The following is a 23,101-nucleotide window of genomic DNA, read 5'->3' as shown; positions in this document are numbered from 1 at the left end:
GGTAAGGATCAAGATATGTAGAAGGGGTTTTTGAATGCTGGGAGTAGATTCCATATAATATATGAAAGCCGATAAACTTATTTTGAAGCCGACAAACTTTTCCCATCTCACCCGATAAACCTATTTGGTTTATTGGGTTTTGTTTTTGTAGGAAAGAGACGGAGGGTTCGTATGAAGCTATCAGAACTGGAGTATTACTTATAGGACTTTTTAGCTTACTGTCAAAACAAGAATTTATCACGAAAAACAAATGGTTCTTATGAACAATCCTTGAAGTTGTTTATTGCATATTTGAAAGATAGTCATGATGTAGATAAAGTAAAAGAAGTTCGGACAGGACATATCAGGCAGTATATAGCTTATGTTCAAGAACGAGGCAAATATACAGTTGTGAATAGGGAATCATCGAAGCAAATTAACCATCCCGAAAATAGAACGGACTTTAAAAAAGAGGTTTCATCAATTACAGTAAACAACTACTATATACGAAACATAAAGTTCTATTTAATTGGTTGAAACAGGAAGGTGAGCTTGTTAAGAATCCTGTAGAAAACGTTACACAAATAAAAACTGTGAGGAGGCAAAAAAAGGGGATCAATCAAGACGAATTTAATGTATTAATCAATAAATTCGATACAAAGTTTCATGGATACAGAAATAAAATCATTGTGTTATTGCTACAAGATACAGGCATGAGAATAGGGGAATGCTTAGAGTTGACAGTGGATGCAATTGATTTTAAAAACAAAATGATTCTTTTGACTAAAACAAAGGGGAAAAAAGAACGTTATGTTTATTTTTCTAGCGTGATGCAGCGTGAGCTGAAGCAATATCTAAAATTTAAAGACCGTTACACTGAAACGAATTTGTTATTCCCAACAACAAAAGGAACACCATTAAGCATTCAATCGTTTGAGAAGCAATTAAAAGATACCAGCAAACTAGCACGGATTGACGTTCATCCCCATGAAAGTATTGCAAAAATGTGCAAACTCTTTGAGAATGTTTGCAAGTGTATAACAGAAGGGGGAATGTGTATTGTTTGAATTTATGAATTAAGCCCTTTCGTATCGTTAAAAGTAATTTAAGGGTATTTGAATGTATGTGTACCTAGCTATGATGGTAAGATCAACTATCATTTAACTGTAAACCACCTCCTATCAATTTCCTTCTTGGTAATGCAATATATAGATGGAGCAGATCTTCCCGCTTCTCTTCATGAAAAAACATTCTATGAAGAACTTCTTAAATATAAAAGGAAGATGAAGTTCAAGTTCGGAAAATTCATTAAGCTAAGGGGTGGCTAGTTAAACTCACTCCCGCTGATCCTTACCACAAATGAAAGTGAAATTGGAAAATGCCAGATGCTTCATATCCCGCATCTGGCATTTGATTAGATATTTTATCTTCTAAAACTGATATTTCCATATCTCTCTAGCAATTTCAAGATAAACGCTAGCACGTTCATAGACATTCTTCTTTGCAAAAGTGTCAATTGAATTGAGTTTTATCTCAGGATACTCTCTTTTGAACTCGAACAATATTGGATTATTTTGATGAAAATTATCGCACAGGGACTGTGTAAGTATATTTTCAGTAGCATAAACTGTTCTTTTTTCATTATAGGATTTATCTTGTAGTGAACGGTTTCTGCTTCTGGGCAAAAGTGTCAATGCACCAATGAAATTTCTGATTAGTGAATAGTCCCTTGCATCTGCAAATTCATGGTCTAGTGGCAACTTAGTGGAATCAAATTCTTTACAAAGGAGATGCTCAATATCAAATGTCTTATTTCCTCTATCCCTCTGACAATAACCAACAAAACCAACTTTAGAAGAAAGCCGAAGCTTTTCTTCTAAAAAACATGCAATTCTTGCAAGAATGAATAATAAATCAGACTTATCAGAATTACTATAAGTTAGATTTGGCAATTTAGATATTGCTGCATAATGCCGTGGCCATTCTGTTAATACATAATCTTTAATTTCATCTAAACTTTTATCTCGTACAGAACGTACCATATCAAAAGCTATATCTCTTAAGTTGTCGTATGTATTACTTTTTGCTTCAATTATTCTTGAAGAAAGCACTAGGTCTAAAAAGCTGGATAGTAACTGGATTTTCTTTTTCCATTCATCTTGTGTATCTGTTTCTTTTATAGCAGCTAATAAAATCATAGGTTGTAAACTTGAACGTTTTAAAGAGTTATAATAAACTGCTTGATATTCAATCGAGTATTCGTTTTCATGGTTTTTAATAAATAAAAAAACATTGGTAAAGAAAGGGAGTTTTTTTAATATAAAGTTGTAATAATCATCCTCAGTATAAAATCCAATATTCTCAGCATTATCAACAAACCATCTATGATACTCATCACCAATTAAATCATAGTCACCACGCTTATCACCTTTTTGTTTACCACGTATTGTATTTGCCCACTTAGAGCGAAAGAGGTTCTTAAAGAAAAGAGAATCTCCTTCTTGATCGTCTTCTCTAAGTTTATTTATACATTCTATCCAATTCCTATGACATTCTTTGAGGCTAGCATCGTCCCTAATCTTTGAGAGCATTCGTCCTTTTAACAAATCAAGAGGTCCAAGCCGAAGTCCTCTATCATTCATCGTGACAAATACCCGATGAGCTTCATTTTCAGTCTGCACCATAATTTCAATAAGCATTACTTTCTCTACTAAATAGTCTATAAAAAATGGAATTACTGCTAACACTCTATCATCAAGAATACTGTGAATGGATTGTAGTGCAACAATAATTTTTTGATCTCCCTGATCCAGAGAAGGTATACTATCAATATCTAGAAAAGCCTTACTCTCATCAGAATCAGTATCTAAATATTTATTGAAAACCTCTTTTCTTGTGAAAGAGAAATCAACACTAAAATCTTTATCCCCATAGTTTATGGTATAAAGCAACTTTGATATATCATAAGCTTCTTTTATATCATTGGTTTTAATATAGCGGTCTAAATATGCAAGTAAAACAAAAATTGATGTAATGCGTTGTTGCCCATCAATAAGCGATTTTTTATCGCTCATTTCATTAGATGTTATTATTGCTCCTAAAAAGTAAGGGGTGTATTGTGATACATTTTTTCTTGAATCAGTTTCTGAATAACTCCCTAAGAATGCTGACTGAATATCTGAAATCATGTCTTCAAAATGCTTAGGTTCCCATTTGTACTCACGTTGAAAAAATGGAAGAGTATATCGACATTGAAAACATGTCTTTATACTAAGCTGAGAGGGATTAATATAATTCATAGAGCCTCCTTCAATCGATGTTTTTAACTTTGTTAATAATAGTATTTTCGACAATAATCCTGAATTTCCTTCCAAAATTATCTTCATCGATCATTAGAATGGTTGCTTTCTCAGATTCAGCTTCTTTAATTCTGCGTATAATGTAGCTTTCGGTATGCCGGTGGATTTAACAATCTCGCTTACTGTTAGCCTATTTGACTCTCTCTCGGCATAGAGTGTCAACGCACGCTTAATGATATTTGCATCTTGTGCAAGACGGCCCATATGTGTTCCCCTTGCTTTAGCGCGCGCTCTTCCCTCTGTAGTACGATCTACAATTAAATCCCTCTCAAATTGTGCAAAAAAGCCTAACATATTAAACATTAATGATTGCATCGGACTTGCCTTCTCTGTGGCTTCAAAATGAAGGTTACCTTTAAAAACTTCACATTGACGCCTTTACCTACGATGTTGTTCAAATCAATAATAGAACGTACTAGACGATCTATTTTGGTTACGACAAGTGTATCTCCTTCTGATAGAGCTTGTAATAGCTCCTTTAGAGCAGAGCGCTTTTCTGTGGATGTCCCAGTGACTTGCTCATGGTAGATGTTTAGACAGCCTGCTTCCTTTAGTAACTGCTTTTGTGTCTCCAATCCGTTATCTCGTCCAATAGTAGATGTTCTAGCATAACCGTACATAGTCATCGTAAATCACTCCGAATCGTCTACTATCTTTTATACCTTTTCAAGTACAAAAGTTATAAAGTTATGAACGTGCTTTAAGCTAGGACAGAAGTTGAAACTTCTAGACGATTCGGAATGTATGGATGGACTGTATTCTTTTTGACAATGAATTGAAAATGTATTCAGTATTGTGCGACAAAAAGACATAATTAGACATATGTTTACATCTCAGGTGAAATGATGTACGTTTAATATTGAGTGAAGGTAATTACTATATTTGGAGGTGATATTTATGAAATTGCAAATCGAAAAATGGGCTGAGGAAACGAAGCCTTTTAAGGAATCAGACTCAGCTCATGAATTTTTCGAAGAATCTGTACGTTGTTACAAGATTGGAGCATATAAGTCAGCTTTTATTATGTCGTATCTTTCCTTTAAAACTACTATCAGAAATAGAATTTTGGATTGTACTTATGGCAAAGAACTTGTTAAGTCTAACCCTAGATTTTGGGAAAATGAAATTATAAAAAAATTAGAGAATGACGATATTTGGGAAAGTCACTTAAATACAATTGTAGAAGCTTCTTGTGCAGATGAAAATAGTAAAAAGGATATTGGAATCTTACATTTTACAAATGGGGAACAGGTTAAAGTATCTTACAACAATTGGAAAAATATTAGAAATGATTGTGCTCATGCAAAAAGACATGTAACAATTGATAGTTCAACAGTAGAATGTTTCTGGAACTATTTAATTGATAATTTAAGTAAATTTTATGTTCTTGGTGGTGAGGAATACTTATCGAGGGAATTAGAAAATCTGTATAAATTCTATACATATCCTGAGATAGTTAACCCAGATACAGTAAACAAAATAATAAATGATGTAAATGTGATATGTAATAAAAATTCTAAATACTTCTTCCAAAAACTATTTGAAAACCTAAAGAAGACTGCAAGAGTAGGGGGACTGGTTAATGATAAAAACAATAAATTTTGGAAGGATATATTAGAATCGAGTCATGAAAATGTAAGGGATGGCATAATAGAATTGATTTCAAATGATCCGCTGGATTTCTTTAACTTCTACAACTATTACCCTCAATTACTCGAAATGTCCTTTTCACTCAACCCGAAATTCATTGTGAACGATTTATCAAATTGGCTAAATGAACCATATTATTTTGGATATGATTTCAAGAAAACGTTCTGGGATATTTTTGTTGAGATTTTAGACAGGTATATAGTACATGTAAACGTTGATAAAATTGTAACTAGCAGAACCATCGATCTTATTGATTCTTTTAAACCAGATGAAAGAAAATTGCGGATACTGAACAGTAACGATGTGTTGAAAAAATATATTTTTGAAGTATCATCTTGGTTTTTTAAGACAGATGCAGGTTCACAATATGATAATTATGGTAAATTTCAGTCTAAAGAATCTGAATATGTTGAACTCTGTTTAAACTATTTGGAATGGGATATCGAATGTATTAGAATCATAAATTACGCACTCGTTGAATTAGAATCAAGTATGCAATCAAGGTCTAATTCTGCATCTAGAATGAATGGCTACAGTTTTAAATCAAGATGCGAACGGATACTATGTAAAAACAAAGCCAAAATAACGAATGTTCCGAATATCGATTTAGATGATTACAGTGAAGTCTTGATAATACTAAACAGTTGTAAGAGTAACGAGAATTAATATGCCAACTTCTTTGCTTTACCTCTTCATTTCGAAATCCATTAAACAATGGGAATTACCCAGTACAGGTATTTCGACGTCTTAATCTAGCTCTTTGTAAGACATACTATAAGATACATCTACGTTACTTAATCAATATCAGTTTTCAAGAACGCTCTAGTGGTAACGAGAATTTTTATATGCAGAGGTAATCATAAGATTACCTTTTTTCGCAATGTCGGAAAATCCAGTAAATTGATTTATTTACAAGAAAAATATGGTGTGAATTTTCTAATTTACAGTGGAGGTAGTCTTGATGGGCTATATTTTATTAGTAACAATAGTTGTAATGATTACTGTGTTTAGTTTGTTATTTTTGAGTTTCCAACGTAAGCAAACGAGATCAGCAGTTTTTTTAAATGAAGAGAATTATGATTTGAAAGCTATCACCATGGCTGATATTGACAGGATGCAGGATGGTTCTGGCTTTGAGATGTATCTGTATAGGCTGTTAATGGAGCTTGGCTATACAGGAGTTTACAAGACTCTAGGGAGCCGCGACTTCGGAGCTGATGTGGTTTTCACTGATGGTGAAGGTGTCAGGAATGTCGTACAAGCAAAGCGGTATCACGTAGATAATCCAGTGGGGATCAGCGCTGTACAGGAGGTCTTCTCATGTATGAGGTACTATAAGGCCAAGAGAGCCATTGTGATCGCTACAGCCAAGTTTACGGAGCCCTGTGAGACATTGGCTGGTATCAACCATGTGAAGCTGCTTGATCGAACTGACTTGATCAACGTAATTGAGGCCTTCAGAAGGGACGATATTGTTGTGGTGCGTGATATCATTGAGGCAGAGCCAAGGATGATTCTGGAGTCTTGGTCAGAAGCTAATAGCGGTGTGCTACATGAGGTTCGGAAGGATTATAAAGCTGAGAAGTACATGAAGAAGGTTATGGAGAAATAGAGGGAAATAGATGTCGATATGAATTTTACACACGAAATGATATTCCAAATATGAATGCGAGTGATATTGATGGATTTGAAACATAGTATTCAACAAGATACATGGGAAACTATACATAAAAATTATGAGAACGAAAGTTATTCAAGTGCAATTTTAGATTCAATCCATATGTTAACTGAAACGATTAGAAATAAAACCGGACTTGAAGGTGATGGCTCAAATTTAATAGGCCAAGCTTTTGGTGGTGATAATCCTCGAATACAATTAAATAAACTTCAGACTGAATCAGAGAAGAATGTACAAAAAGGAATTCAAGACATACTTAGAGGACTTTTTACTGCCATCAGAAATCCAAGAAGTCATGATAACCATAATGACAATAAATCCGAGGCAGATGCAATTATTGCTTTTATAGATTATTTGTTGAAAGTTATTGAAAAATCTAAGGTGAAATTTGAGGAATCGATATTTTTGGAAAGAGTATTTGAAAAATACTATGTTAAATCAGTTGAGTATTCGGAACTCTTAGTCAGTGAAATTCCAAAAAGACAAAGAGCTAATATTGCTATATCCGTTATATTAAAAAGAAAAGAAGGTGACATTCAAAAAATCGGATATTTCATGAAATCACTTTTTGATAAATTGGAAGAAAATGATGTGCTTAACGTTTTTAAAGTTATCAGTGAAGAATTAAAACTCGCTAATACTGATGAAGATATTCGTACTATGTTACACATAGTTCCGGGGGATAATTGGAATAATATTGATGAAATTGTTAGATTGAGAATCGAGAATCTACTGCTTGAAAATTTAGAATTGGGTAAAGTAGATTTAAAAACCAATAATTGTTTAAGTGGTCAACTAGCTACATGGATTCAAACTGAACACTTGATATATTTTAGAAATGTTTCTGACTGGACTTTCCAAATAGTCAAGAAATTAGATATGAGTTACGAGGGTAGAGAATATATTAATAGATATTTTTGGGAAAAAATTTGTGAAGTTAATACGTATGAAATTGACTTTCATCTAGAATCTTATATTCGAGAAGAATTGAACAGGAATAATGAAGAAGTAATTGAAAAAATAAAAAACCAGATATCATATGAAGAAAATCATCCATGGTGGGAAGTATTCAAGGAAGAGTTGAAAAAACATCCCGATATTAAATATATTGATGATCTCCCTTTTTAGGGTAGTTTCTTCTGGAGCTGTACAGTATATGTATACCTTAAACCAGCAATTGAAGAAAGTGATATTAAAAAGCATAACCTAGGGGTAACTATTGAGAGTAAGCCTAAGTGATGGGCTTAACTAATTAATTGGAGTTTATAGGTTTTGGACTTGTGCTCAACTTCATCCCACATTACAATATTCTCAGACCGATAAATATCGGTTATTAAACCTACAAATACCTAGTGAGATGGGAATTGTAGAAAGATTTTAAAACTCAGAAATCCTTACGGCTCTAAGCGGAAACATCGACAGCATCTCCCACTTATTCGGCTATACCATTAATATCTCCAAATCCAAGCCAACTAACTCGGAATTTATTGCCATGGTAGCCGACAAGCTGCGGATTGAGCATAAGGTGTCTTGAAAGGGTAAGGATCAAGATATGTAGTTCTCCATCTGACCCGATAAACCTCTTGGTTTATTGGGTTTTGTTTTTGTTGTAAAACAGGTGTAAGATTGGGTTATACCAACTAAAGGAGAATGTGCTTTGAAGGAAGAATCACTTCATACTATTTCTATTAAACGCCGCAATTTTAAATTTAAATTAACGGTTCAGACGGTTTTTCTGTGTGTCGTAACCATCATTGCCAGTCTAATCTTAAACGGCTTAACCGTAAAAACAGGAATCATTTCAGGCTCAGCCTTTATTGTTTGTCTGGCAGGGTACATAGGTCTGAACAGCTTGCAGAGAAAGCTGGTTACCGCAAAAAGAAAATCAATTATTGAAACGGGTTTTCCAATCAAAGATAATGTGCTGACCAGCGTACAGCAAGAGCTTATTTTACTTGATATAGACGACCTTCTTAGCGGATCATGGCCTAACAAGAAGAATCCTTTTTCTGCCTTTAGCGATATAGCTGCTGTTAAAAGCAAGATTGAAGAAGGTGAAGCACTAACGGAGACAAAAATAAAGGGTTTAAACGAAATATACTCAAAAGAGAGCTTTAAGCAACTGTACAGATGACAGCAAATCCCGCAGCCGATGTGGTCATATGGAGTGCAAGAGCTATGCAAAAAGAGATGTATAAAGAGATTATCCGATATTCATTTCTGTTAATCGGAATTATTATATTTGGTCTTGTTATTTATCCTGGCTTATACAAGTATGAGAAGCTGGATCAAAGCTTTCCAGTTAAAATAAACCGTATTACAGGAGATGCAAAGATTTTAACTGCTAAAGGCTGGCAGGATGCGGGTGACTATGACTATGCATCAGCTTTATTTGCCGAGTATAAGCAGCAAGTCATTGATGCTATGGATGGGCAGAGTGAGATCATTAAGAACGATGTAATGAACAGTGTTCATAATGAACTCGAAAATGCTAAAAATGAGATTGCAAATGCAGCTGTGCCTGAGACAAAACAGCCAACATATGCAGATGGAACATCGGTTTTTTATTCTGCTAATAATGATAAGAGCAGCTCAAGAGGCGAAGTCGCAGCAATAAAAATCGCATTAGGCGATTCCAAAGATACTGTTAAGAAATCAATGGGAACGCCAGATCATATCACAAACGGAGGAGATACGTGGTATTATGGATCAGCAATTATAAGCTTTAACAATGGTGTTGTTGAAGGATGGAACGACCAGCTAGGTGAACTGCTCCTTAAATGACAGCAAAAAGACACTGAGACTAACGCTTCAGTGTCTTTTTGCTTTTGTCTCACACGTTTACAGCAGCTTAATCAGCTCTTCAAGCTCCTCCGCCAATACTTTGGCTAGTTCAAAGTTATTTTCCTTCAAAGCGAGCTCTATTTTCATTTCAGCAGCTTTTTTGTTTTGTTCCATTTCCAGGTAATCCTTATTAAAATGACTGGCATAAATCATCTTTCTGAATTTACGCATGCTCATTTTTCTGATCGTCTTATCCTCAATGATCAAAACATAATCCATACCGTTCACGACAGAGTAGAAGTCATGAGAAATCATCAGAATGGCACCCTTATACGCTTGTATGGCTTTCTCCAGTGCGATTTGGGTGTAGGTATCCAAATGGCTTGTCGGCTCATCGAGCAGCAGGATGTTTGCATTACTGGCAGACACCTTGGCTAGCTGAAGGATGTTTTTTTCCCCGCCGGATAAAGAAGCTATCTTCTGAGTGACGATTTCTCCTTCAAAGCCATAGTTCGCAAGATAGGATCTAATCTCCTCATACGTATTGAACCCCGCCTCAATGAATTCTTCCAGAATCGTATTCGAATCGTCCAGAATTTCGCCTTGAAGCTGGGATAAATAGGCTACTTTAGCATCAGCATTGATTTCAATGGAATCATGTTTGTTCTTAACGATTTCCCGTAGCAGGGTCGTTTTACCCGTACCGTTTGGACCGATGATGGCTACCTTATCCGCAGCTTTGATCTCGAAGCTAACATTTTCAAGGAGTAATTCATCAAAGGAAACACTGTAATCCTGGACACGTATAACAACCGTATCTTCCATTTCGTGACCAACACCAAAGCTGATCTTCGGTTGCTTAATATCTACGAACGGAGCCTTTATTCTGCGCGCTTCCAGTCTCTCCTGGAATCTAACTCTGGCTTTTAATGCTCTGCCCCGGGAGGCTTCAGAATTATAAGTTGCAATAGCTCTAAGATTATCGATGATGTTGTCATTTCTCTTGATTTCTTCCTCTTCAGCGAGGGCGAGCTCCTGTGCCTCGATTTTAGTCTGAAGCAGGGAGAAATTGTAATCAATATAACGTCCGTCAAACTCTTGAATTTCCATGTTTTCCAGGTGAATAATTTTGTTGAAGCAATGATTGAGCAAATACCGGTTATGCGTTACGACCAGCAGTATGCCTTTGTGAGCGTTAATAAGATTTTTAAGCGCATTTAGATTCTCAAAATCCAAAAACACATCCGGTTCATCCATAATTAACACGTCTGGACTATTAAGCATTTCCTTCATGACCTGGATAAGCTTGAATTCCCCGCCGCTGAGGTCCGATACCTTAAGCTCTTTCAGCTTCATGAGATTTGCCAGATTTAGCTTCTTATTAATGTTGCTCTCAAAATCATCCCCGTCAATTAATTCAAAGGCGTCTAAAGCGAGCTGATACTTTTCCAGTAATGGCTCAATATCAGTTGAGGTCTCCATTTCAGTGAGAACAGCGTTTATTTCATTTTGAAGCTTAATAAATTCTTCACCTATATATTCAAAAACCGTTGTTTCTTTACTGTTATCCAGCTGTGAGAACTGGCTTACATACCCGATTCTGCAATCCGGCTCTATATCAAGCTTGCCTTCGAACAAATATCGTTCCGGATCGATCAGAATATCCGTAAGTGTGCTCTTCCCGCTGCCGCTTGTCCCGATAAAAGCACAATGCTGTGCTTCTTCTAATGTAAATGAAATATTTTTGTATAGTTCTTTTTGCGGAAATGAGAAGGACAGGTTATCAACTTTTATCATAGTGTTACCTTTCTTTATAGCTAAAATAGTGATCATTAATAGGGGTAGGGAAATACATTATTTTGTGTTGCATCAAGTTTTTAGAATAACACTGTTTACAGACAACATCAATAAATTCATTTTAAGATAAGCTGTCCAGTGCCTTCAAGTAAGCACCTTATTTTAAGCAACATCGATAATTATTTTTAATTATTGTCAAATTTCAAAAAGGGCAGCGGCCGGAAGCCCAAATATTCTCTGGAGTCACGTCCTAACCCTAACGAAATAAATATTTTAAAGCCCGTTCGACCGTCATGGTTGACCAGGGTTTTATTATTAGGGTGATTCTACCCCGCTACAAAATGGTTAATTACAAAGCAGCTAATTATGCGATGAACAGGGGGGAGAGCCGTATTTTAACAGTTAAGAATACATACAGCTGGGCGAATACATATGGGGTTCCCGTTTGTCTAATCTAAATTTTAGATTACTACATTTTTCGACATGAAAATTTTAATCATACGTGTATAATCGTTTGTAAAAAATGAAAGGTGCAGTAAGTTTTCACGGAAAGAACACCAATACATTGAAGCAAGCACATTAGTGTGAAGGGGAAAGAGTCGGATGGCCAAAAAAAGCATATTAAATGTATTGGTCGGTGTTCTAAGCCAGTTGATTGTAATCGGACTGGGGTTCTATATCCCGCGTCTGGTTATCCTTACCTACGGTTCGGAGGCGAACGGTCTTATAACGTCTGTAGTGCAGGTTATTACATACTTATCCTTACTGGAAGCAGGGGTTGGGGCTGCCTCCATCCAGGCGCTCTACAAGCATATCGGGAATAACGATAAGTCCAAAATCAACGAAATTCTGACTGCAACCTCGTCTTATTACCGCAAAACAGGCTGGTATTATTTTATCGCGGTCATCCTGATCTCAATCGGATATCCCCTTGTTGTCAGTTCTGGCTTCAGCAACCTCACCGTTATGGCTATTGTGTTATTGAGCGGACTGGGCGGAGCAGTGAATTATTATTTTCAGGGAAAGTTCAGAGTGTTGCTGCTTGCTGAGGGCAAGAACTACATTGAGGCTTCTGTAACCGCGCTGTCCACGATTCTGAACAACGTCATCCGTATCGTCTTAATGCTGAACGGCTTTGATATTATTGTCGTTCAGGCGGTTTATTTTGTGATTACCATTGTCCAGATTATTGTGTACCAGCTCTATATGAGAAAGCATTACAAATGGATTAACTTCAAGACTACACCGGATTACCAGGCCATCAGCCAAAAAAATTCCGTTCTGATCCACGAGCTGTCTTATCTGGTATTCAAAAATACCGATGTAGTCCTGCTCACCTTGTTCACAAACCTGAAGGTTGTAAGTGTATATATGATGTACAATATGATTTTTGGTGTGGTGGAGAGAGTAACCTTTACCATCCGTGACAGCTTCAAGTTCGCGTTAGGACAAAAATATAATAATAATTTCCCGAAATTCGTTAAGATGTTCAACCTTTTTGAGTCTTCCTACATCTCGCTGGTGTTTGCCCTGCTGACCATCACTACGATTCTAATTCTGCCGTTTATGAGGCTGTACACTTCAGGAATTGAAGATACCAATTATATTGATACGCTCTTGCCTCTATTATTTGCTGTGGTCAAGCTGCTGTTCAATGCCCGGTTATCCTCAGATCTTGTAATTGACATCGTCGGCCATTTCCGTAAAACACAGTGGAGATCGATTCTGGAGACAACCATCAACTTTGTGTTCTCATTAATTCTGGTATTTCCGTTCGGAGCCTACGGGGTGCTGTACGCGACTATGATCGCTTTAACTTACCGGTTAATTGATATAGTATGGTACACTAACAGCAAATTATTGAAAAGAAATGCATGGATTACCTATAAAAAATGGATCATTAATCTTCTGGTTTCCGTGATTATCATTGCCGTAACGAAACAGTTTGATTTTATGGTTACTCCGCATTCATACGCAATGTTCATTGTAGACGCTGCTGTGCTATCGGTTACGCTGGTCCCGTTATTTTTTATAGCAGGTCTGTGGCTCAGCAGATCGGATACCGACATGCTTCAGGAAATGCTTAATCCGCTCCTCGCCAAATTCAAAATACGCAAAGCGGGGCGGCAATACTAAAGGAATATGGGGGTATTAGAATGGAACCGCAAATCAGTATTATTGTTCCGGTGTATAATGTAGCTGATTATTTGCCAAAATGTATCGAATCGATACTGGCACAGACCTTTACGGACTTTGAGTTGATTTTGATTAATGACGGCTCTCCGGACAAATCCCCTCAGATCTGTGACCATTATGCAAGTCAGGACAGCAGGGTGCATGTGATCCATAAAAAGAACGGCGGCGTCTCGGAAGCCAGAAACTGCGGCCTTGATATTGCCAGAGGCAAATACATCGGCTTTGCAGACAGTGATGACTGGCTGGCACCGGACATGTTTGAGCTCTTATACAATCTAAGCGAGAAGCATGACGCCGATATTTCCATCTGCGGGCATTACGTGGTGACGGACGATTCAACGGAGCCGTTGTATGAATATTTTGAAGGTGAGATTGTCTACAGCAATGTGGAAGGTGTACAAAAAATCGTTGAGGACATCGAAATTCAAAGCTATTTATGGAATAAGCTGTTCAAGAGAGAGCTGTTTGCGGATCTCCGGTTCCCGGTCGGTAAAATCTATGAGGACCTGTGGGCCATGTACTTCCTGTTTAAGCATGCCAACAAATCGGTACGCGTCTGGGACCCCAAATACTATTATCTGCAGCGGGGCGGCAGTATTACACAGGTGTGGGACGATAACAGCTTCTATAACTACTACCTGGCTGTAATTGACCGGTACAATGACCTCAAGTCGGACGGGAAGAATACCCCTTACCATGATATATCGAAGCAATACCTGGATAATGTAGTGGAGTACGGCTTTAACTACTACAACTATTACATTAAAAAGGGCATGAAGGTTAATGATGAACGCTGCGAGGAATTTATTGGCTTTCTCAAAAATAATATCAACCCGTTTTTCCAGGACAACACGCTTGGCTTCAAAAATAAAATGAGCATCAGTCTGCTGTTCTTTAACAAAAGATTATACGCACATTTGTTCAAATTTGCGTTTGTTGTACTGCGGAATAATAAGATTGGGTAAGCGCGTTCAGCACGCACTCCTTTATTGGAAATGAAAATCCAATGGAGGAGTGTTTTGTTTTTGTGTTATGATAGTGATAGGTGTGCCGGAATGGCGAACATTGCAGCAGATTTTAGACAAGGCTGTATGGGTTTAAAAGAAGTTGTAAAAGATATTCTTACAGAGTATTAAACGAGCCGGTTTACAAAATGAATAATGTTGCCCTTTCTTGCAGCCATCTATTCATCCTGATCCATAAGCCAACAAAAAATGGTTTGACAGAAAAGGGGAATCCATGAATGAGAATTAACGTAAAATTTACACCTAAGGGAAAAGCAGCGGTCGAGAATTTCAACAATGAGGAACTGCTCGAGATTTTTGCGAGGTATCTGAAAACTTTGACGAAGAAGTATGACATCGAAGTTGATGTGCCGGAGGAAGTCAACCGTAACATTGTGGAAGACGGAACGGTTATCGTTATGGCCCAAAATGTAAACTGCGATGTGGATACCTTCTTCAAAGAACTGAGCCGTGACATTAAGGTACCGCTGAAGAAAAGACTTGGCGGCAAGCTGGACAATGTGTTCAAGACAGAAGTTATTGAATAGCTCACAAAAAGCCATCCCTTCTAACGAAGAGGATGGCTTTTTGTGCTTTAATGAATATGCAGCGTTACCCGGATATATGTAGAAATGAACTGATATTATTGAGCTCACGTGTCCAAATGATCGCTGGGGATTAATTTTCTTCCGGAAAGAATATTCGTGATAATCTCAATAAAATCAGGCGAAGCTTTAGCCTCCACCGCCAATTCATAGATGTTCAATAGCTGCTCGTCAGATAGTAGTTCGAGTGATGAGGGGCGCGGAGAAGGATGAAAATAATAATCCATTAGATTCCTCCATCGGTAGGTATAATATGCTAAATTATAGCTAATCTATTTAAATGGTACCATTTGGAAAGAAATCCGTCTCCTGGTATTCACCCTGCGAATTACTCTTTACATAACATGGTTGATATGTCATAATATTTGCCCGCTGCCCAAGCAAAAATCCCGGTATCGATAACGATACCGGGATTTTTGAAAGATACGGCATACAGCAACTCAATCAGTCATCTGATTCGCTCAAGTGTGTGGAAAGAAACCTCTTGATCCGGGGTTCGTTAGACTCCGATACTGTAGTGAATTGTTCGCCTTCAGTGAAGTGGACAATTTTGCGCTCGGCGTCATACGTGTTCACCTTGTTAAGGCTAACCACATTATTACGGTCAAGGCGTTCGAATCCTTTACCCTTGTAAGCAATCAGAAGATCGGAAAGAGTAGTGGGGAAAACAAATTCGCCTTCTTTCGTATGGACGAATATTGCATTTTTGTAGCTGGAAAAATACAATATGTCTTCCTCCCGAATATCCAGGGAAGAACCGTCGTTTTGTAAGACACGCATGTTTTCCCCATCCTTGTTGGATTACTTACGGAGTTCCTTTGGTGCTTCTGGGCTGTGAAAAGCTGGTTTCATGATTGAAACAAATAAACGGGAAGAAGCGGCAAGGATTGAGGAAGCATGCTTGGCAAGCGACTTTTTCATTGTTTTTCCCTCCTTATCCATGGTATTACTGTTAAGGATTGAACGATAAACGCCAATCCGATGACAGACGAATGAATAAAAAAATTAAGACTCACCAGAAGAATAGAGATTATCTTGAGTAGCGGATATAATTTCACCGGCATCCGGGCATTTGTATCCGGGTTAGGTGCGAATAGAAGCATGATAAGCAGGCTTGTCATATTAATGACCGTAAGAGCCGCTCCCGAGAAGCTGAAAAGATAAGGAATGAGTGTACATAAGAGAATAGAAAAAAGGTTACAGGCTCTCGCCGTCTTGAGATGAAATCCGCCTGATGTTAGGCGAAGAATGGAGCAGCTCAGAAGGAAGGTCATGAACTCACCAAAGTGGCCTGTAAGCAAGCCGATCATTGCTGTAGCAGTAATGATTAGCAGCGTATTTAATATAATGCCGAGTGAATATTGCATGATTTCAACAGAGTAGGTTTCCTCCGGGTTAGCTTTTTTTATGGCAGCTGCAATTTTATGAGATAATGTGTTCATTCTCAGACCTGTCCTTTTTATATGAGAGATATAAATAGCTATATAACAAGGCTCCATAGGCTAAAGGCATCAAGAAGAAATAACTGGAGTAACGCTCTGAGAGATTGATCATTAAAACAACAACCAGAACACATGGTAAGGTTAGAGCAAACAATATAAATTCATGTGATTGGATTCTAAGCTTTTTATTCTGTTTGTCCGGTACGAAATCAAAGCCTTTTCTTTGTTTTCTGATATAACGGGCTATTAAAAGTGTAGTCAAAGCAGAAACGATCTGTAGAATATTAACTCCTATTGATGGATACAAAAAGGTTAAGGAAAAGAAACCTGTAAAATTCATAATTAAATAGCAGGTCGATTGCAGCAGCATGTAGGATAAATAGGCTAGGCCAGTCATTATCGCTGCATAAAAAATGTGGATTCGGAACAAAAGCCAAAAGAAGCAGAAGGTAAGCAGATATTGAATAACAACATCTATAAGCAACATACTATAATCATGCCGAAGGACGAACGAGACAAAGCCCATAATCAGACTTGCAAAAATCATTTCAGTTATGTAAAGATCAATCTTAAAAACTCGAAATGCAAGCAGGAACATAGCGAAGGTTTCCAGGACAGAGAAGAACATATATATCGAAAAATCCAGCATACCTACACTCCCGGTGAACAAGTTGACTCTTCCTTATTCTTGCAAATATTATACATAATATACTAAAATACAACAATAGCATTTTACACTCTTCAACAAAATCTTCATAATTTTAGGTGAGAGGGGCAGTTAATATGAACCAGCGTCCGGAACAAGGAGAGTATACTGAAGCTCAGGCAGGTTATATCGCTTTAGTACCGCCGCAAGGCGACATTACCACGATTCTGCGTGAGCAGTCGAAGGAGGTTTTTGCGCTGCTCGGCGGGCTCAGTGAAGAACAGGGCAGTTACAGGTATGCCCCGGAGAAGTGGAGCATCAAGGAGATGGTCGGCCACCTGACCGATAATGACCGGATTATGTCTTACCGGCTGCTCTGTTTTGCCAGGGGCGAGCAGGCGCAGCTGCCCGGTTATGAAGAGAAGGATTACGTTGCCTCCGGTCATTTTGAGCGCTTCACCCTGAAGCAGCTGGTGCTTCATTACCGGATTGTCCGGGAATCAACACTTGCCCTGCTGGAAAGCCTGTCGGATGAGGTCTGGACCCGGGCGGGAAACTTCTATTCGGTGCCGGTAACGGTCAGAGCCCAGGCGTGCATGATTGCCGGACATGAAAGACATCACATGAATATACTGCAGGAGCGGTACCTGAATCAGGCTTAACCTGAGAGCTTTGGAACAGCATAGACGGGGAGGGAGCCGGCATGGGCATTGCCAGAAGCATACTGCATTTCTTCATACCGCCGGAACGGACGCTGCTCTATACCACTTTTGACCAGATGGAATATTACGTCATTAAGAACCGCCTCAGTACAGCAGGAATCCGCCACCGCTCCAGAATCAACGGAGGAATGCGTGCCGGTTCAAGCCGCACCCATTACGGTGGGAACCTGTCTTCCAGGCATGAGCTGTTTGTAAGCAGGGAAGATGAATACCATGCTCTTCAGGCTATTCAGAAGCAGAGATAGTGTGCCAAGCCTATAAATAAAAAAAGCATTCCAGCCGTCGTTGAACGGTACCGGAATGCTTTTTTTGCTGCTACAAAGGCGGATTCTTGTGACATTTACGGCAGACAGGGTAATAAGCTTCATTGCCGCCGATCTGGATCTGCTTGCCGCTGTAGACGGGCTTGCCGTCCTCCACGCGCAGCGCCATTGTTGCCTTACGCTCACAGAACCAGCAAATGGTCTTCATTTCTTCGATTTTATCTGCGTAGATCAGCATGTATTTGCTGCCCTCGAAGAGATTGTTCTGGAAGTCATTTTTGAGGCCGAAGGCCATAACCGGAATGTTGAGCTCATCCACGATGCGTACAAGCTGGAGAATACAGTCCTTGGTAAGGAACTGGGATTCGTCAATCAGCACGCAGTGCGGCTTGGGCAGGTTGCTGCTTACGATGCCGTAGATATCGGTTTTTTCGTCAATGGCTATAGCCTGCTTGCGCAGTCCGATACGGGAGGAAATGTAACCAACCTCGTCCCGGTCATCAATGGATGGGGTGAAGATGAGCACTGACTTGCCTTGCTCCTCATAATTATGGGCTACCTTGAGAATCTCAATGGATTTGCCGCTGTTCATTGCGCCGTACCTGAAAAACAACTGTGCCACGTCCATCTATCCTTTCGCTCTTATCCCTAAGAGTATAGTATGCCTGAAAATGCGACCTTCTTAGAGTATCATATGTGCCCGTGAAGTAGCCAGTGAAAACATTGCATGGCCGGGGACATTTCTGTATCGTCATTTCCTGCGCTAAGATCGTATAGACGGATGTGTTATAATGGACGCACGTGTTTTTCAGCGGGAGAACCTTTTACGGGAAGGAAGTTATGACAAGTGCCGGAAAAATTGGAACAGTATAAGGAACGGGTAGCAGGTGCCCGGGAGAATGGAGGATTATCAGAGGAAGTACAGACCCTGCTATCGGACATGCTGGAGGAGCTGACAGAGCTGAACCGGAGTAACAAGGCGCTGCGCAGGGTTATACTGAAGAACGGGCAGGGATCTGCCATGTCAACACGGTTAAGGGAAGCTCTATACGAATAACTGGGCGAGGTACAGCAGATGAATTTAATATTCTCCTATCTCAAAAAATACAGGGTAGCCGCCATTGCTGCCCTGGCCATGATGGGGATTGAGCTGGCAGTCGAGCTGTCGCAGCCTCTTCTGATCTCCAAGATCATCGATAACGGCATTGTTGAAAAAGACATGTCCGTGGTCTGGCTGTGGGGCGGGGTCCTGACCCTGAGCGCTGTCATAGCGTTCGCTGCAGGAATCCTGAGCTCCTTCTTTGCCTCTCATGCCAGCCAGGGCTTTGCCTTCGATCTGCGGGAAAAGCTGTATGAAAAGGTACAGTCGTTCACGTATGAGGTGTTTAACCGGTTTCCGACGTCCTCTCTGATTACGCGGCTGACCGGGGATGTGACGCAGCTGCAGGATACGGTTTTTATGGCGCTGCGGTTTATGACCCGCGTTCCGCTGGTTGTGCTGGGCAGTGTCGTAATGGCGCTGGTCGTGCATGTGAAGCTGGGTCTGCTGCTGGCTGTAACGCTTCCGGTGCTGATTCTGTTTCTGGCCTGGGTGATGCGCAGGTCTTCGGCGCTGTTCAAGCTGGTACAGAGCAGACTGGATGGTGTAAACGGTGTCATTCAGGAAAATCTGACAGGCATCCGGCTCATCCGCGTATTTGTGCGCATGGGCCATGAGATCGGCCGGTTCGCATCGTTCAGCGGCGGGCTGATGAAATCGACGATTGCTGCGCTTAGGCTGACCGAGACGATGGGACCGCTCATTATGCTGATCGTTAATGCGGGCATTGTCGCTGTACTATGGTTCGGGCGGATTGAAATTGCTGCCGGTGAAGCTACCCTGGGGCAGACCGTTGCTGTCATTAACTATGCACTCCGCACCATTGGGGCGATGTCTGCTCTGTCCTGGATTATGGCAACGTTCTCGCGGGCAGTTGCCTCAGAGCAGCGTATCTCTGAAGTAATGGCATCGCCTGACGGAGACAGGCAATCAGATCCTGCAGCGTCACAGCAGAGCATGAATGGGAAACATACGATTCAAGGTAAAATTGAGTTCGACAAGGTTAGCTTCAGCTACCCGGAAAGTGATATTGCTGCGCTTGAAGATGTCTCGTTCAAGGTGGAGCCGGGCCAGCGGGTGGCTATACTCGGTGCGACAGGCTCCGGCAAGTCTTCGCTGGTCGGGTTGATTCCCCGGCTTTATGAGCAGACCGGCGGAATTATCCGGATTGACGGGATGGACAGTGCGGACATTGAAATGTCCAGGCTGCGCAGGTCGATCGGCTATGTGCCGCAGGAGGTGCTGCTGTTCAGCGGCTCTGTGCGGGAGAATATCGCCTGGGGCAATGAACATGCTACTGTGGAGGAGATCGAGCGGGCGGCCGCAGCGGCGCAGATTCACAACACCATCGCTGGGCTGCCGGAAGGCTATGATACGATGCTCGGCCAGCGCGGGGTTAATCTGTCGGGCGGACAGAAGCAGCGGCTGACCATTGCCCGGGCACTTGTCCGCAAGCCGGCAGTTCTTATCCTGGATGATAGTACAAGTGCACTGGATGCCGTAACAGAAGGGCGGTTACTGGAGGAGCTTACTTCTATGTCCTGTACGACCGTCCTGATTACCCAGAAGATCAGCTCAACCGTCTCGGCTGACCTGATTCTGCTGCTCGATGAAGGCCGCCTGATTGTCAAGGGAACCCACCGGGAACTTCTGGCCGGATCACCATTATACCGGAAAATATATGAATCGCAGACAGGGGAGGGGGCGCAGCATGTTCAAAGCATTAACTGACCCTTTCCGCCATCCGGGGCCGGATTTTGGAACAGGTGACAAAACGGCCGGAGGCCGGAAGCCTAAGGCGAAGCCCAAGAACTGGTCTGCCACCCTCTCAAGAATCTGGAGCTATCTTGCCAAGCGCAGGGCTAAGCTGACGCTTGTATTGCTTCTTGTCCTGATTAGTACAGCACTGGCGCTTCTGGGGCCTTATCTGATCAGCCGTGCGGTGGATCACTATCTGGAAGGTGACGGGGGGCGGAGCTGGGTCATTTTCCTCATTATGCTGGGGCTGGTCTACCTGTTCACTTCTCTGGCTTCCTGGCTGCAAAACATCTGGATGATTGAGATTGCCCAGGAGACGGTATACCGGATGCGTACCGACCTGTTCGCTTATCTGCACAGGCTGCCGATTTCGTTCTTTAACCGCAGGCAGCAGGGTGAAATTATGAGCCGGCTGACCAATGATATTGAGAATATCAGCTCGACACTGAACAGCTCGGCTATTCAGATTTTTTCAAGTGTACTGACGCTGGCAGGGACAGTAGGTGTGATGCTGTGGCTCAGCCCGCTGCTAACGCTCCTGACCTTCATCGTCGTGCCGCTGATGTTCCTCGGCATGCGCTGGATTACGCGGCGTACGGGGCCGCTGTTCAAGGAGCGGCAGCGCAATGTCGGCGAGATGAACGGTTACATTGAAGAGACGTTGTCGGGCCAGCGGGTAATCAAAGCCTTTTCACAGGAGGAACGGGTCATTTCCGGCTTCCGTGAGCGCAATACAAGGATTATGCTGTCAGGATACTGGGCCCAGGCGATCTCAGGCTTTATTCCCAAGCTGATGAACGGGCTGAACAATTTGAGCTTTGCCATTGTGGCAGGCATCGGCGGTTATCTGGCCGTCCGTGATATTGTGACGGTCGGGATTATCATCGCCTTTGTGGAGTACACCCGCCAGTTCACGAGACCCCTTAATGACCTGGCAAACCAGTGGAATACGCTGCTGTCGGCGATTGCCGGGGCGGAGCGGGTGTTTGAGGTGATGGAGGAGGAGACGGAAGCCCGGGACGAGGGGGCGGCAGTATCGCTTAATCATGTCGAGGGGGCAGTCGTCTTCAAGGACGTATCCTTCTCCTATGACGAGGGCAAGGATATTCTGCATGATATCAGCTTTGAAGCGAAGCCGGGCGAAATGATTGCCCTGGTCGGACCGACAGGCGCCGGCAAAACAACGCTGATCGGCCTGCTGTCCCGCTTCTATGATCCAAGCAAAGGCAGCATCACGCTGGACGGGAGGGATCTGTCCTCCATCCGCCGTGAGAGCTTGCGGAGCCAGATGGCTTTTGTGCTGCAGGACACCTTCCTGTTCAAGGGGACGATCCGCGATAATATCCGCTACGGCCGGCTGGATGCCACCGACGCAGAAGTTGAGGAGGCGGCGAAGCTGGCGAATGCCCACTCCTTCATTATGCGGATGCGCGGAGGCTATGACCGGATGCTGTCTGTGGACGGCAGCGGTATCAGCCAGGGTCAGAGGCAGCTGCTGGCGATTGCGCGGGCCATCCTGGCCGATCCGGCGATGCTGGTGCTGGATGAAGCGACCAGCAGCATTGATACCGTTACTGAGATCAAAATCCAGGAGGGGCTGCAGGCGCTGATGAAGGGCCGGACCAGCTTCGTCATTGCCCACCGGCTCGGCACGATCCGTGCCGCTGACCGTATCCTGGTGCTGCAGGACGGCCGCCTGCTCCAGCACGGCCCGCATGACGAGCTGATGCGCCAGGGCGGGCTCTACAGCGAGCTTGTTAATGGTGCGCGCAAAGCTGCGCCGGGCGGGGCTTAGGATTTGGTCTGAGCTGAGTGTTATAGGAACAAGAAAAGCAGCAAGCCGCGTTTCCCGGAGCACAGTGTGCCGGTGAAGCGGGCTTGCTGCTTTTTTGATATGCGTTAATGTGCGGATTCTACCGCTGTTAGTCGTGAAGTATAGGCTGGGTGGAGAGCAGGAATGGTGGGTGGGGCTGGCGGAATGGGGCAAGTTGGCGGGATGAAAGGTAAAAGTGCCTTTGATTTCAGCGGAATGGGGCTAAGTTGGCGGAATGAAAGGCAAAAATGCCTTTGATTTCGGAAGAATGGGCTAAGTTGGTGGAATGAAAGGTAAAAGTGCCCT

Annotated in this window: 22 protein-coding genes and 2 pseudogenes; 16 read left to right on the top strand and 8 right to left on the bottom strand. The window is 41.5% G+C overall.

The genetic code is table 11. The features are described 5' to 3' along the window. Window positions 1-267 precede the first annotated feature (267 nt). Window positions 268-516: pseudogene (locus R70331_RS32155) on the top strand (tyrosine-type recombinase/integrase); the annotation flags it as partial. Continuing rightward, complete coding sequence (locus R70331_RS32150) at window positions 513-1,046, top strand: tyrosine-type recombinase/integrase (protein WP_052419141.1); 534 nt, start codon at window positions 513-515, stop codon at window positions 1,044-1,046. The pseudogene R70331_RS32155 and the gene R70331_RS32150, both read left to right, overlap by 4 nt. A gap of 363 nt (window positions 1,047-1,409) precedes the next feature. On the opposite strand, the gene R70331_RS20515 is transcribed toward R70331_RS32150, so the two are convergent. From R70331_RS20515 to R70331_RS32140, 3 genes are all read right to left on the bottom strand, one after another. Beyond that, on the bottom strand, window positions 1,410-3,278 hold the full coding sequence (locus R70331_RS20515) for a DUF262 domain-containing protein (RefSeq protein WP_042178561.1): 1,869 nt from the start codon (window positions 3,276-3,278) through the stop codon (window positions 1,410-1,412). A 93-nt stretch (window positions 3,279-3,371) separates the two neighbouring features. Next, entirely contained in the window at window positions 3,372-3,653 is a 282-nt protein-coding gene (locus R70331_RS32350) for a recombinase family protein (RefSeq protein WP_269322202.1), read from the bottom strand. Continuing rightward, window positions 3,641-3,958 carry a recombinase family protein gene (locus R70331_RS32140; RefSeq protein ID WP_269322354.1) on the bottom strand — a complete coding sequence of 106 codons (318 nt, stop codon included), beginning with the start codon at window positions 3,956-3,958 and terminating at the stop codon, window positions 3,641-3,643. Before R70331_RS32140 ends, R70331_RS32350 begins: the two co-directional genes overlap by 13 nt. A 277-nt stretch (window positions 3,959-4,235) precedes the next feature. Between R70331_RS32140 and R70331_RS20505 the strand changes: the two genes are divergently transcribed. The 6 genes and pseudogenes from R70331_RS20505 to R70331_RS20485 all read left to right on the top strand — a co-directional run bounded on the left by R70331_RS20505 (window position 4,236) and on the right by R70331_RS20485 (window position 9,450). Next, the gene (locus R70331_RS20505) at window positions 4,236-5,654 is read left to right on the top strand and encodes a hypothetical protein (RefSeq protein WP_042178558.1); all 1,419 of its coding nucleotides are present in this window, start codon (window positions 4,236-4,238) and stop codon (window positions 5,652-5,654) included. Window positions 5,655-5,949: 295 nt separating this feature from the next. Beyond that, a complete protein-coding gene (locus R70331_RS20500; RefSeq protein WP_042178555.1) occupies window positions 5,950-6,600 on the top strand; it encodes a restriction endonuclease in 651 nt (216 codons plus the stop codon). 69 nt (window positions 6,601-6,669) lie between these two features. Further along, complete coding sequence (locus R70331_RS30620) at window positions 6,670-7,794, top strand: TIGR02391 family protein (RefSeq protein ID WP_052419140.1); 1,125 nt, start codon at window positions 6,670-6,672, stop codon at window positions 7,792-7,794. A 280-nt stretch (window positions 7,795-8,074) separates the two neighbouring features. Beyond that, window positions 8,075-8,200, top strand: a pseudogene (locus R70331_RS31175) (sporulation initiation factor Spo0A C-terminal domain-containing protein); the annotation flags it as partial. Window positions 8,201-8,323: 123 nt separating this feature from the next. Beyond that, a complete protein-coding gene (locus R70331_RS20490) occupies window positions 8,324-8,800 on the top strand; it encodes a hypothetical protein (RefSeq protein WP_042178552.1) in 477 nt (158 codons plus the stop codon). A gap of 44 nt (window positions 8,801-8,844) precedes the next feature. Then, window positions 8,845-9,450 carry a hypothetical protein gene (locus tag R70331_RS20485; protein WP_042178550.1) on the top strand — a complete coding sequence of 202 codons (606 nt, stop codon included), beginning with the start codon at window positions 8,845-8,847 and terminating at the stop codon, window positions 9,448-9,450. Between the two features lie 57 nt (window positions 9,451-9,507). Here the strand turns inward: R70331_RS20485 and R70331_RS20480 are convergent, their stop codons facing one another. Next, on the bottom strand, window positions 9,508-11,247 hold the full coding sequence (locus tag R70331_RS20480) for an ABC-F family ATP-binding cassette domain-containing protein (protein ID WP_042178548.1): 1,740 nt from the start codon (window positions 11,245-11,247) through the stop codon (window positions 9,508-9,510). A 603-nt stretch (window positions 11,248-11,850) separates the two neighbouring features. Between R70331_RS20480 and R70331_RS20475 the strand changes: the two genes are divergently transcribed. From R70331_RS20475 to R70331_RS20465, 3 genes are all read left to right on the top strand, one after another. Then, entirely contained in the window at window positions 11,851-13,383 is a 1,533-nt protein-coding gene (locus R70331_RS20475) for an MATE family efflux transporter (RefSeq protein WP_052419139.1), read from the top strand. Between the two features lie 20 nt (window positions 13,384-13,403). Then, entirely contained in the window at window positions 13,404-14,408 is a 1,005-nt protein-coding gene (locus tag R70331_RS30615; RefSeq protein ID WP_052419138.1) for a glycosyltransferase family 2 protein, read from the top strand. 278 nt (window positions 14,409-14,686) lie between these two features. After that, a complete protein-coding gene (locus R70331_RS20465) occupies window positions 14,687-14,995 on the top strand; it encodes a hypothetical protein (protein ID WP_042178546.1) in 309 nt (102 codons plus the stop codon). 104 nt (window positions 14,996-15,099) lie between these two features. Here R70331_RS20465 and sda read toward each other — a convergent pair whose 3' ends face one another. The 3 genes from sda to R70331_RS20450 form a co-directional block, all read right to left on the bottom strand. After that, complete coding sequence (gene sda, locus R70331_RS20460) at window positions 15,100-15,279, bottom strand: sporulation histidine kinase inhibitor Sda (protein WP_042178544.1); 180 nt, start codon at window positions 15,277-15,279, stop codon at window positions 15,100-15,102. A gap of 217 nt (window positions 15,280-15,496) precedes the next feature. Next, window positions 15,497-15,832, bottom strand: coding sequence for a LytTR family DNA-binding domain-containing protein (locus tag R70331_RS20455; RefSeq protein ID WP_042178543.1), 336 nt, complete (start codon window positions 15,830-15,832; stop codon window positions 15,497-15,499). Window positions 15,833-15,969: 137 nt separating this feature from the next. Further along, window positions 15,970-16,494, bottom strand: a complete 525-nt coding sequence (locus R70331_RS20450) for an accessory gene regulator ArgB-like protein (protein ID WP_042178540.1) — start codon at window positions 16,492-16,494, stop codon at window positions 15,970-15,972. Between the two features lie 783 nt (window positions 16,495-17,277). Between R70331_RS20450 and R70331_RS20440 the strand changes: the two genes are divergently transcribed. Continuing rightward, window positions 17,278-17,802, top strand: a complete 525-nt coding sequence (locus R70331_RS20440) for a DinB family protein (RefSeq protein WP_042178535.1) — start codon at window positions 17,278-17,280, stop codon at window positions 17,800-17,802. A gap of 41 nt (window positions 17,803-17,843) precedes the next feature. Continuing rightward, complete coding sequence (locus R70331_RS20435; RefSeq protein WP_042178532.1) at window positions 17,844-18,107, top strand: hypothetical protein; 264 nt, start codon at window positions 17,844-17,846, stop codon at window positions 18,105-18,107. A gap of 70 nt (window positions 18,108-18,177) precedes the next feature. Here the strand turns inward: R70331_RS20435 and R70331_RS20430 are convergent, their stop codons facing one another. Further along, complete coding sequence (locus R70331_RS20430) at window positions 18,178-18,747, bottom strand: thymidine kinase (protein WP_042182951.1); 570 nt, start codon at window positions 18,745-18,747, stop codon at window positions 18,178-18,180. Between the two features lie 225 nt (window positions 18,748-18,972). On the opposite strand from R70331_RS20430, the gene R70331_RS20425 reads away from it, so the two are divergent. From R70331_RS20425 to R70331_RS20415, 3 genes are read left to right on the top strand one after another with little or no spacing between them, the layout of a single operon-like run. Beyond that, window positions 18,973-19,182: a hypothetical protein gene (locus R70331_RS20425; RefSeq protein WP_042178530.1), complete on the top strand. Its 210-nt coding sequence runs from the start codon at window positions 18,973-18,975 to the stop codon at window positions 19,180-19,182. Between the two features lie 18 nt (window positions 19,183-19,200). After that, window positions 19,201-20,955 (top strand): ABC transporter ATP-binding protein, encoded by a 1,755-nt coding sequence (locus tag R70331_RS20420; protein WP_042178528.1) that lies wholly within the window; start codon window positions 19,201-19,203, stop codon window positions 20,953-20,955. Then, complete coding sequence (locus R70331_RS20415) at window positions 20,936-22,777, top strand: ABC transporter ATP-binding protein (RefSeq protein WP_042178525.1); 1,842 nt, start codon at window positions 20,936-20,938, stop codon at window positions 22,775-22,777. The genes R70331_RS20420 and R70331_RS20415 overlap by 20 nt, the downstream gene beginning before the upstream one ends. Window positions 22,778-23,101: the final 324 nt, after the last annotated feature.

It is taken from the genome of Paenibacillus sp. FSL R7-0331, from assembly GCF_000758645.1.
Lineage (GTDB): Bacteria > Bacillota > Bacilli > Paenibacillales > Paenibacillaceae > Paenibacillus_AQ > Paenibacillus_AQ camerounensis.
The sequence above is the reverse complement of the archived record's forward strand: the minus strand, read 5'-3'. Positions and strand labels throughout refer to the sequence as shown.

Excerpts from the sequence above, each read along its gene's own strand:
- R70331_RS20420 (WP_042178528.1), top strand. The coding sequence starts at position 19,201 with ATGAATTTAATATTCTCCTATCTCAAAAAATACAGGGTAGCCGCCATT.
- R70331_RS30620 (WP_052419140.1), top strand. The coding sequence starts at position 6,670 with ATGGATTTGAAACATAGTATTCAACAAGATACATGGGAAACTATACAT.
- R70331_RS20500 (WP_042178555.1), top strand. The coding sequence starts at position 5,950 with ATGGGCTATATTTTATTAGTAACAATAGTTGTAATGATTACTGTGTTT.
- R70331_RS32140 (WP_269322354.1), bottom strand. The coding sequence starts at position 3,958 with ATGTACGGTTATGCTAGAACATCTACTATTGGACGAGATAACGGATTG.
- R70331_RS20515 (WP_042178561.1), bottom strand. The coding sequence starts at position 3,278 with ATGAATTATATTAATCCCTCTCAGCTTAGTATAAAGACATGTTTTCAA.
- R70331_RS20440 (WP_042178535.1), top strand. The coding sequence starts at position 17,278 with ATGAACCAGCGTCCGGAACAAGGAGAGTATACTGAAGCTCAGGCAGGT.
- R70331_RS20505 (WP_042178558.1), top strand. The coding sequence starts at position 4,236 with ATGAAATTGCAAATCGAAAAATGGGCTGAGGAAACGAAGCCTTTTAAG.
- R70331_RS20415 (WP_042178525.1), top strand. The coding sequence starts at position 20,936 with ATGTTCAAAGCATTAACTGACCCTTTCCGCCATCCGGGGCCGGATTTT.
- R70331_RS20450 (WP_042178540.1), bottom strand. The coding sequence starts at position 16,494 with ATGAACACATTATCTCATAAAATTGCAGCTGCCATAAAAAAAGCTAAC.
- R70331_RS20475 (WP_052419139.1), top strand. The coding sequence starts at position 11,851 with ATGGCCAAAAAAAGCATATTAAATGTATTGGTCGGTGTTCTAAGCCAG.
- sda (WP_042178544.1), bottom strand. The coding sequence starts at position 15,279 with ATGGATTATTATTTTCATCCTTCTCCGCGCCCCTCATCACTCGAACTA.
- R70331_RS20480 (WP_042178548.1), bottom strand. The coding sequence starts at position 11,247 with ATGATAAAAGTTGATAACCTGTCCTTCTCATTTCCGCAAAAAGAACTA.
- R70331_RS32350 (WP_269322202.1), bottom strand. The coding sequence starts at position 3,653 with ATGCAATCATTAATGTTTAATATGTTAGGCTTTTTTGCACAATTTGAG.
- R70331_RS20485 (WP_042178550.1), top strand. The coding sequence starts at position 8,845 with ATGCAAAAAGAGATGTATAAAGAGATTATCCGATATTCATTTCTGTTA.
- R70331_RS20465 (WP_042178546.1), top strand. The coding sequence starts at position 14,687 with ATGAGAATTAACGTAAAATTTACACCTAAGGGAAAAGCAGCGGTCGAG.
- R70331_RS20455 (WP_042178543.1), bottom strand. The coding sequence starts at position 15,832 with ATGCGTGTCTTACAAAACGACGGTTCTTCCCTGGATATTCGGGAGGAA.
- R70331_RS20435 (WP_042178532.1), top strand. The coding sequence starts at position 17,844 with ATGGGCATTGCCAGAAGCATACTGCATTTCTTCATACCGCCGGAACGG.
- R70331_RS30615 (WP_052419138.1), top strand. The coding sequence starts at position 13,404 with ATGGAACCGCAAATCAGTATTATTGTTCCGGTGTATAATGTAGCTGAT.